The following is an 8,165-nucleotide window of genomic DNA, read 5'->3' on the forward strand; positions in this document are numbered from 1 at the left end:
TATAAGGAGTAGATGAGGTAGTAAAATTGTCAGTCTTCAGACACTAAAAAAGGCCTTCTCGCTAGCGAGAAGGCCTTTTTTAGTGTCTGAAGTAACCTCAGCCCTCCGAAACAGGAGCGTTGGCATCCTGACCCGCCGTCATGCGGATGGATTCAGCGGCTTGTTGACGAATTTTTAGGTTGGGATAGAACTCGCGTTGGTTGATGTCATACACGTTGCCTTTCACCAGCACGTGTAGCTGCATGCTTTCAATGGAGATGGCCTCACCCTTTTTGGCGGCCGCAGCATTGTTATGCTCCAGCTTGTGACCATCCATGATGATGACCAGGTTAGAGCCAATGGTTTCGAGTTGATTGCCTTCGGTGATGAGTACACCCGTGTCTTCGCCCAGCCCAATGCCAATGAGCTTGGGGTGCAGGGCTACTGCTTCAATCAAGCGACCGAAGCGGCCGCGCTTTACGAAGTGGGAGTCAATGACCACGTTTTCAACAAAGCCAAGGCCAGTTCCCATCTTCACAGCACCTTTCATGAGCGCATCCGGTACGCTGCCACCCTTAATCATAGTGCGCGACATAGCTACGGCTCCGGCACTGGTTCCTGCTATGACAAAGTTTGGCTGTTCATAGTAGCGCGCCGTAAGAGTGCGGAGAAACTCCGTATCGCCAAACATTTCCGTGAGGCGCGACTGGTTGCCGCCCGAGAACATAACGATATCGGCGTGGCGTAGTCGCTCGGTGTACTCGGGGAGTAGGGCATCTTCACGGGTGCGAATGTCCATGATGCGGACATTGTTGCAGTTGAGCATGGTGAAGGAGGACACGTACACACGGGCTACCTCCTCCGGAATCATGGAGGCCGTGGTGATAACCTCAATCTGCGGGTCTTCCTTGCCCGACTCCAACACGACGCGCTTGAGGATACCTAATTCGAAGAAGTTGAGGTAGTATTTCTTTTTGGTGCGCGGATTCGGGTAGGTGCCCTTGTCTTCATTGCCCCCAATGGCAATGAGCTTACCGAGCGGTTTTGAGTTTTTCAATGCAAACAAGCAGCTTAAGCAATACACATGGGAAAAAGCCCGGTCTCACGCAAGCAAGGTTCGGGCCATGAAGGCAGCTCACCCAACCAGTAGTAGCGCACGAGTGCGCCCGAAAACAGGTTGGGTGAGCCGCTTCATGGTAAGAAACAAAATGTACGACGATAAAGTCGGTACCAGCTTTAAAAATCTGCTATGCCTCGGCGGGATAACCCAGCAGCGCATCAAATGTAACTGTGGCTACAGCGTGGTAGTTGGGCCGCGCCTGAGCATAGATACGACGGGCGCGCTCGGGGCCTCCAGGTACCGCCAAGAGCCCTTTATAGAGCGGCACTAGAAATTTGCGCCGTCCTACCCGGATCAGAAACTGTTGCAGAGCTTCATCTGCTGGCGAGTAGCTGGCCGCAATGGTATGCGGAAACCAAGCGGCCAGTATCTCGCGTTGCCCGACTGCGTGAAGCCGAAGGCGGCATCTAGCTCAGTAAGCTGCTCGGTACTAGGGCGGGCCGGTAGCCCATGCAGGAAGTGTACCCACTCATGGCTGCTCCACTGCGCTGTGCTCAACTCGCGAGCGGCGGTACCATTCTGCCACTGGTGCAGGGCGGCATCCACCTGCGCAAACCGCTCCGACGAGACTGGGGGCGCCCCAGCCGGAATCCCCGGCCCATTGATCCACAAGTTTAGCTGCACATGTTCTGCTACCCCGGGGTGGTGGTCAAGGAGCTCCTTCTTTAAGTACTCCGTGAAGCGGACCGTGTCCATACTCTGGAAACTGTGCCGTGCGAAGTACTCCCTGATAAAGGAATCCAACGCGGCCCGCCCTACTAAGTGTTCGAGGGTGAGTAGGAGGTAGTCACCCTTTTCGTAGGCAATTTCATTTAGTCCCTCGTCGGGGTCCCGGCCCGCCAGGTCCAAGTGCAGGTGAGTATCTAGGCTAGTGGCGCCTAGTTCTTGCACTGTGTGCAGCAACCCCGTATAACCCAGCACCTGCAGCATGTCGGAGTAGGGGCGCCCATATAGCTTCTCCATGATACGACGCTCGAAGTACACCGTAAAGCCTTCGTTTAGCCAGAAGTCGTTCCAGGTAGCGTTGGTTACTAGGTTTCCGCTCCAAGAGTGAGCCAGCTCGTGGGCTACCAAGCTGGTTAGGCTACGGTCTCCGGCTAGAATCGTAGGCGTCACAAATGTTAAACGAGGATTCTCCATGCCTCCAAACGGAAAGGAGGGAGGTAATACCAGCAGGTCGTACTGTTGCCAGCGGTAGGGGCCATATAATTCCTCGGCAGTACCCACCATCTCCTCGAGTTCCGCAAATTCGTTGGCGGCGGTCGGGAGAGTCACTGGTTCGGCGTACACTCCGGTACGAGAACTCAAAGCTTGAAATTCTAGGTCACCCACGGCGAGGGCCATGAGGTAAGCCGGAATAGGTTGCTCCATACGGAAACTATATTTGCCGCTGGGGGAGCGTTCCATTGGGTTCTCGGCGCTCATCAAGGCCAGTAGGTGAGGAGGGACCTGCACCTGCGCCTCGTACGTGAATCGGACACCTGGGGAGTCCTGGCACGGAATCCAGGTGCGCGCCAGGATAGCCTGCGACTGCGTAAACAGAAAGGGCTGCTCCTGACCAGCGGTTTGCTCCGGGGCTAGCCACTGCAACGCAGCCGCACCCGGGGTAGTGCGGTAGCGAATTGTCACGGTGGTTGTATCGGGCCGGATGGTGATATGCAGCGGTTGACCCAGCACGGCATCATTAGCTTCCAGAGTGAAGGGGGTGGCTTCTCCCGTCGAGCTTCCTAGCAGTACCTCCTCAATTGCGAGGGCTCGGGTGTCTAGTATCAGTTCGGTTGCGCCCACCTGGTTATGCAGTTGCCACGTAGCATGCCCCGCCAGGGTACGGGAAGCAAAGTCGACAGATAAGTGCAGGGATAAGTGGCGGACACTTACATCGGCGGGCCGAGCGTAGCTGTGCGGGTCGGGGGTGAAGGGCAGGCAGAGTCGGGCATAGTTGAGTTGAATGAAAAGAAAAGATGTCGGGCCAAGCTAGGCCAAAGATAGTTGGGGCCTCCGTCCGCGTACGGCAAACCACTACCTGCTAGCCGGGCAGCAGTTGACTTCCCGCTTTCTGTATGAGGAACGACGGATAGTAGAAGGTCAAATGAAATCTGCTAACTTGCAGCAGAGAGGAGAAACTCTGTGCTGGCAACTCAACAGCGCCGAAAGCAGTAAAACGCCACAAGTTGGCTTAGGTACTTGGTCGGTTTTTTGCCTACCTCGCAGCCGGAGCTACTGTCGTTTACATCTCCTTTCTCATCCGCATGAACGTCAACTTCCGTTTTTCTTTTTTCACCACTGTATGCTGCTGGCTGCTGGGCCTGCTGTTCCTCACGTCTACCGTGTCGTGCAGCCAGGACCAGAAGGAGCAGATCAAGGATGCTCTTCCCGGCGGCGTTACCAAAGCCGGCGGGGCGCAGCCCAAGCTCGACAGCGTATACATTGTGAAGTACATGAGCACTGAGCCTAAATTCAAAGATCAAATTGAATGGGCAAAGAAGTTTTATCGAGCACGCGACTTCCGATTAGGATGGTTCCGTAATCATGAACTAGTGCCTCAAGCCGAGACTATGCTCGGCGTAATCAACAAGGCAGCCGACGAAGGCCTCGATCCTAAAGAATACAAAACCAAGGACTTCAATAAGCTATTTGCTAGTTTGAAGGATGCACAATCAGACTCCACCAAGCGCAATGCGCTCGAAAAGGAGATTGATGTGGCCTTGTCGGGCACGTACTTTAACTATGCCTCTGACTTTTATCGAGGCACGGTAGACCCGCGCTCCGTTAAGAGTATCGATTGGAATGTCAAGCGTAACAAAATCAAGTTGCATAAGGCGCTAATGACCATTCTTAAGGAACGGGAAAGCACCTATGGGTACTATGATTTTGAGCCCTTACACCCCGAATACGACCGCCTGAAACAGGCATTGGCTGACTACCGCATCCTGCAACGCAATGGTGGTTGGCCGGTTTTACCTGCTGGTACTCGTTTGGTGCCCGGGGCTAGTTCACCAGTAGTAGCCACCTTGCGCACTCGCCTATTGGGTGCTAGCGCGTCGGCTCCGGCCACTCCTGCGGCTACTGAAACACCAGTGCAGCCAGTAGCAAATAAGCCGGGCCAGCCTAGCACGGCTACTGCTGTCACACCAAAATACGACGCCGAGCTGGTGGTCGCAGTGAAAGCTTTTCAGCAGGAAAACGGACTAAAGGCAGATGGCATTGTAGCCGGTGAGACCCTACGTTTACTCAATGTTCCGGTATCACAACGCATCGACCAGATCATCTTGAACATGGAGCGGTGGCGCTGGATCCCGAAGAAATTTGAGCCCAATTACCTGCTAGTAAACATCCCTGATTATACCCTCCACGTGATGGAGGATAACAAGGAAGCGTTCAATATGCGTGTAATTGTGGGCAAGGCGTTAAACGCTACACCCGTGTTTAGCGACAAGATGGAGTTCGTCGTATTGGCTCCTTATTGGAACGTCCCCTTCAGCATCATCGATAAAGAGCTACGCCCTAAACTAGCGGCTGATCCACAAGGCACGCTCGACCGTTTGGACATGGAAGTAGTAAAGGGGTGGGGTGCCAAAGCTACCCCCATTGACCCCTCCACCGTCGACTGGGCGAACCTCACAAACAAAACGTGGAAGTACACATTACGCCGTCGTCCTGGCCCGAAAAACGACTTGGGTGACGTGAAGTTTATCTTCCCGAACTCTAACGACATCTACCTGCACGACACTCCTCACGATGAACTGTTCAGCCAGAACAAGCGCGGCTTTAGTCATGGTTGTGTACGGGTAGCTGAACCTATCAAGCTAGCTGAGTATCTGCTTCGCGACAAACCGGGCTGGGACCGCACGGCCATCTTAGATACCATTTCTGGCCGTCGTGAGAAGTATATTACCCTGCCGGAGAAACTGCCCGTGTACTTGGTTTACTTCACTACATGGGTTGACGAGAGTGGCAAACTTCACTTCCGCGACGATATCTACGGCCACGATAAGGCATTGGCCAAAGAGTATTTTAACAACTAAAGGGGCTACTTACGTAAGCTACTTGCCTCAACTCAACGTGCTCCTTTCTGTAGCTACTATAGCAATGGGAAGGAGCACTAGTTTTTTCGGCAAGGTTAGCCTCGCTAACCTTGTAATACTAGGCTAACAAGCATCGAGTGATAAGAAGAGCAAATGCATCTCTTTACTGCACGGCACCCAGTATAGACAACCAGACGGGAGCGAAAGGGTAGATGATGATAGCCGCCATAAGTGCAGCGCCCTTAGTAGAGCATGCGAGCCAATCACGCTATAAGCAACAGAATATAGCTCCATACTATAACCAGCAATATTTTGCTGCGAAGCATTATGCCATCCATTAGGCCTTAACCGCTCAGATAGTAGGTCGCTGCTTAACTTGATCTGTAGCCTAACTAGCAACAGGGATGATATCTTATATCAGTTTACAATTGTTTTACATATGTAAACTGATATAAGATATCATACAGCTTGTTAATACAATTGTAATTAACGGGCTGGGGTCTCATATTACTGTTGGATACAGTGACTACTAGGAAAAGCGTAGTACATTTGTAATACATCCAGTTGTATGGTCGACAGAATTCGGGAGATACTGCACTCCCACGAGCTTACACCCACTCAGTTTGCGGACGCCATTCAGGTTTCCCGGCCAGTTATTAGCCATATTCTTAGCGGGCGCAACAAGCCTAGCTTAGAAGTTGTGCAGAAAATAGTGGCAGCATTTCCAGATATAGCCCTGTCCTGGTTGCTAACAGGTAGTGGGGCAATGAAAGAAGCAGCCCCAGCGGAGCCCGTATTAGCTCAGAGCAGAACTCGTGCACCCCGGCCAGCAACGACAGTAGCATCTACAATACCTCCGCAACCGCCCCTAAAAGAGCCGGAAACGGTAGCTAGCGCGACGCAGCCCCTACAGTCCGAGCCTCAGCCTGCCGTAGTAGTTCAAAGCGATGCAGAAGTTGTTAGTACCCCAAGCATGTCAGCTCGTGAGAGCAGCACTTCAAGAGTAGCACCTACGGCACGTGTTTCCCTGCCTCAAACTCCTGCTCAAACGCCGAATTCAGACCTGCTTGTTGGTATAGCAGAGCCAGGCAAGCGCATCCGTCGCATCGTGATCTTCTATCAAGACGGCACATTTTCCGATTACCAGCCTGAGGCTGTGTAGGTCAGGTTACAGGCCAGTAAGGCAAGCTAAGCAATACCTGCTGCGCAGCCGAATCAAGATTGGATACAAGTTGTCATGGTGGCTAACTAGTGCTGCAGTAGTGCTAGCAAACAGCTTATATACTCCGTGCTGCTTATCTATAAACTAGCTTCATAATTCAGGTATAGTGAAAACTGATTAGGTGCTAATATTCTTGCTAGATAGGGGATTGTATGTGAGATATTGATTTATATATCAGATAGTTATATGCTAAAAGGTGTAGTGTTAGATTAGGTTAAGCGTTTCTTGTGTTATTGGTGTATATAATAGGATTAGTTATATGGACGAGCTTGATGATTTTTTTAGAAAAGAGGTGGTATATAGGGTATAGAATGCTAAATATTTTATCCGTCTAATGTTCTGGTAAAATACAATGCTGTTTTAGCAATGATGAGCTACTTATTTTGGCATTTTAAGCTCTGTGCAAGCGCTTAATACAAAAACGCAAAACGAACAAGCTAGGATTGCAGAAGAGCAAAATTGTATACACGTATTTGTACAGCTGGTCTAGCAATTTTAGGGGCTAGTGTGGGCAGGCAGAGTACAGTGACTGTGTATACAAATGTGCTGGGCCTAACCTGCGTAAGTTATTTACATTCGTATTGTAACTTAAGGTTGTTGGCTGTGGTAGGTGATATAGAGCAGAAAACTGCCGTTAGTAACCCACGGACTAGCTTGGCGTTTTTCGAGTAGGTGCTTACCTTTGGGCCATGAAAAATTTCCGTCTGCTCTTCCTGTTCGCCGCTGGCGCCTCGCTTTTCCTGTCGTCCTGCTCGCAAGCTCCCGATGCGGAAAAAGATCCTAATGCTGATGCTGCCTACAAGCGCAGCCACCGCCCAGAAGGGTACCGGGAAGCTCAGCGCAGCAACGTGAACTACTAAATAGATTGTTGCCAGTGAACATCATTTCACTGGTAGGGTGGTAGCAACTGCTAATACAGTATAAACACAGAAAAGCCCCACCGGCTCTGAGCCGGTGGGGCTTTTCCGCTTGGTGAATGAGGTGCGCTAATGGACCTACTAGCCGCGGGAAGAAGCGCAGCTATAGGTGCAGGCGCTGCTGAGGATGTTAGGCTAGGCAAGCTAATGCTGTCCAGCAAGTCAGCTTCCAATAAATCCGCCCAAGTGCGCAGATAGAGTACCACATCATCCCGCTGGTTGTGGCGTAAGGCATTGCGTTGCTCGAAGGGAATAGCTCGCCGGATGGTAGGATCAGAAAGACGCTCTAGGTGAGTGAGGTCTTGACGGGTAAAGCCCAATGCCAGCATTTCATCAATCGTAACGTCTATGGGTAGTCCGCTGGTAGGGCAGTAGTCGATTAGCTGCCGCTCCCAGTCGCCGTAGCGTTGCATAGCGCGGGCATGAATCTCCGCTTTGGTGAGCTTAGTAACCGTTTGGGCCAAGTGACCACAATTGCAACTGCCCATATGCCCCCACTGGTAGGGAGCCTGGGTGGCAAGTCGGTGCGCCGTATCACGTAGGGCTTGGATAACGGCAAGAGTGCGCTGAGCCATAAGGAAAGAAGATGAGATAAAACGGAAGCAGAACCACTGCACCTTCTAAAGGTATTTGGCCGCCGTTTTGTTTCCAGCATGCCTATCAACTTCCGCATCAGAAAAGGCTGGTTAGAAACGCAACATGCGAGCTTCTAACCAGCCTTTTTGGTTACTAAGGATTTCCTCGAGCTTTAGCGCCCAGTGTTGCTACTGCGGGAGCGGCGGCGTCCACCACCGTTGCCACCACCACTGGTGCGGCCTCCGGCTGGCGCGCCGGCGCGCTGCCCACCGCCCGCTCGTTCGCCGCTACGGGCAGACTGCTGGCCTTGTGAGCGGCCGCCGCCA

Annotated in this window: 7 protein-coding genes; 3 read left to right on the forward strand and 4 right to left on the reverse strand. The window is 52.1% G+C overall.

Going from position 1 to position 8,165, the window contains the following annotated elements; all coding sequences use genetic code 11:
* Nucleotides 1–97: 97 nt before the first annotated feature.
* The 3 genes from VI25_RS19730 to VI25_RS19735 all read right to left on the reverse strand — a co-directional run bounded on the left by VI25_RS19730 (nt 98) and on the right by VI25_RS19735 (nt 3,049).
* Nucleotides 98–1,036 carry a cyanophycinase gene (locus VI25_RS19730; protein ID WP_045690238.1) on the reverse strand — a complete coding sequence of 313 codons (939 nt, stop codon included), beginning with the start codon at nt 1,034–1,036 and terminating at the stop codon, nt 98–100.
* A gap of 190 nt (nt 1,037–1,226) precedes the next feature.
* Nucleotides 1,227–1,469, reverse strand: coding sequence for a leukotriene A4 hydrolase C-terminal domain-containing protein (locus VI25_RS27245; RefSeq protein WP_316934384.1), 243 nt, complete (start codon nt 1,467–1,469; stop codon nt 1,227–1,229).
* The gene (locus VI25_RS19735; RefSeq protein WP_316934385.1) at nt 1,394–3,049 is read right to left on the reverse strand and encodes a hydrolase/aminopeptidase; all 1,656 of its coding nucleotides are present in this window, start codon (nt 3,047–3,049) and stop codon (nt 1,394–1,396) included. Before VI25_RS19735 ends, VI25_RS27245 begins: the two co-directional genes overlap by 76 nt.
* 299 nt (nt 3,050–3,348) lie before the next feature.
* Between VI25_RS19735 and VI25_RS19740 the strand changes: the two genes are divergently transcribed.
* The 3 genes from VI25_RS19740 (at nt 3,349) to VI25_RS25295 (ending at nt 7,206) form a co-directional block, all read left to right on the forward strand.
* The gene (locus VI25_RS19740; protein ID WP_045690237.1) at nt 3,349–5,124 is read left to right on the forward strand and encodes a murein L,D-transpeptidase; all 1,776 of its coding nucleotides are present in this window, start codon (nt 3,349–3,351) and stop codon (nt 5,122–5,124) included.
* A 568-nt stretch (nt 5,125–5,692) separates the two neighbouring features.
* Nucleotides 5,693–6,286 (forward strand): helix-turn-helix domain-containing protein, encoded by a 594-nt coding sequence (locus VI25_RS29045; RefSeq protein ID WP_072144867.1) that lies wholly within the window; start codon nt 5,693–5,695, stop codon nt 6,284–6,286.
* A gap of 749 nt (nt 6,287–7,035) precedes the next feature.
* Complete coding sequence (locus tag VI25_RS25295) at nt 7,036–7,206, forward strand: hypothetical protein (RefSeq protein ID WP_161806992.1); 171 nt, start codon at nt 7,036–7,038, stop codon at nt 7,204–7,206.
* A gap of 50 nt (nt 7,207–7,256) precedes the next feature.
* On the opposite strand, the gene VI25_RS19745 is transcribed toward VI25_RS25295, so the two are convergent.
* Complete coding sequence (locus VI25_RS19745) at nt 7,257–7,838, reverse strand: hypothetical protein (protein ID WP_316934383.1); 582 nt, start codon at nt 7,836–7,838, stop codon at nt 7,257–7,259.
* Between the last annotated feature and the right edge of the window lie 327 nt (nt 7,839–8,165).

Source organism: Hymenobacter sp. AT01-02 (assembly GCF_000961955.2).
Classification (GTDB): Bacteria; Bacteroidota; Bacteroidia; order Cytophagales; family Hymenobacteraceae; genus Hymenobacter; species Hymenobacter mucosus.